At 61.0% G+C, this 1,468-nt stretch carries 2 protein-coding genes; both read left to right on the top strand.

Annotated features, from left to right (window positions below; translation table 11 throughout):
• Positions 1-744 (top strand): electron transfer flavoprotein subunit beta/FixA family protein (locus HZS81_RS17920; protein ID WP_179931883.1); only part of this gene is annotated, 744 nt, incomplete at its 5' end.
• On the top strand, positions 741-1,468 hold a 728-nt coding region (locus HZS81_RS17915; RefSeq protein ID WP_179931882.1), incomplete at its 3' end, for an electron transfer flavoprotein subunit alpha/FixB family protein. The genes HZS81_RS17920 and HZS81_RS17915, both read left to right, overlap by 4 nt.

The raw sequence follows: 1,468 nt of genomic DNA, 5'->3' as shown, positions 1-1,468 counted from the left end.
CTCGTCGCGGTGAAACGCGTCATCGACTACAACGTCAAAATTCGGGTCAAGCCGGATAATTCTGACGTTGATCTCACCAACGTCAAAATGGCCATGAATCCCTTCTGCGAAATCGCCGTAGAAGAAGCCGTACGCCTGAAAGAGAAGGGCGTGGCGACCGAGATTGTCGCGGTCACGATTGGCCCGAAACAAGCCCAGGAGCAGTTGCGCACCGCCCTTGCCTTAGGCGCCGACCGCGCGATTCACGTTCAGACCGACGAGCGCGTCGACTCGCTGGGGGCAGCGAAAGCGTTTGCCAAACTGGTGGAAGACGAGCAGCCGGGCTTAGTCCTGCTCGGCAAGCAGGCGATTGACAGCGACAACAACCAGACCGGGCAGATGCTCGCCGCGCTCACCGACCTGCCGCAGGGCACGTTTGCCTCCGGTGTAGCGGTCGAGGGTGAGAAAGTCACCGTCACCCGCGAAATCGACGGCGGTCTGCAGGTCATCGAACTCCCTCTTCCCGCGATCATCACCACCGATTTGCGCCTCAATGAGCCGCGCTACGCCAAGCTTCCCGACATCATGAAGGCCAAGAAAAAGCCGCTGGACGTCAAAACCCCTGACGATCTCGGCGTTTCCTTTGCCAGCAACGTCAGCCTGGTGAGCGTCGAGCCGCCCGCCGAGCGCCAAGGCGGCATCAAAGTAGGCTCCGTGGATGAGCTGGTCGACAAACTGAAAAACGAAGCCAAGGTGATCGCATGAGCATTCTGGTACTTGCTGACCTCCACGAAGGCCAACTTGCCGGCGCCACCGCGAGTGTGGTCGCCGCCGCGCAACAGATTATCAAAGACGGCGGCGGCGATATCGACGTCCTGATCGCGGGAGAAAACGTCCAAGGCGCCGCCGACACCGCAGCGAAGCTTGAGGGCGTCAATAAAGTGCGCGTAGCGGATAACGCCGTTTACGCCCACCAACTCGCCGAGCCCATGGGCAAATTGCTGGCCGAACTTGCCGACGACTACACCCACGTGCTGGCCTCGGCCTCCACCACGGGTAAAAACGTCATGCCGCGCCTGGCCGCGCTCAAAGACGTCAGCCAGATTTCCGACATCATCAGTGTGGAGAGCGCGGATACCTTCAAGCGCCCGATCTACGCCGGTAACGCCATCGCCACGGTAAAAAGCAGTGACGCGCTGAAAGTCATCACCGTGCGCCCCAGCGCCTACGACGGCGTGGCGGAAAGCGCCACCGCCACCGTCGAAGCGGTTGATGTGGTCGTCGAGAACACCCAATCCACCTTCATCAGCGAAGAATTGGCCACGTCGGATCGGCCCGAACTCGGTGGTGCCAAGGTCGTGATCTCCGGCGGCCGCGGCATGGGCAATGAAGAGAACTTCAAGCTACTTAATGGCATTGCCGACAAACTCGGTGCCGCCATCGGCGCCTCGCGCGCTGCGGTGGACGCTGGCTTTGCGCCCAACGACAT

It is taken from the genome of Vreelandella salicampi, assembly GCF_013415105.1.
GTDB lineage: Bacteria > Pseudomonadota > Gammaproteobacteria > Pseudomonadales > Halomonadaceae > Vreelandella > Vreelandella salicampi.
The sequence above is the reverse complement of the archived record's forward strand: the minus strand, read 5'-3'. Positions and strand labels throughout refer to the sequence as shown.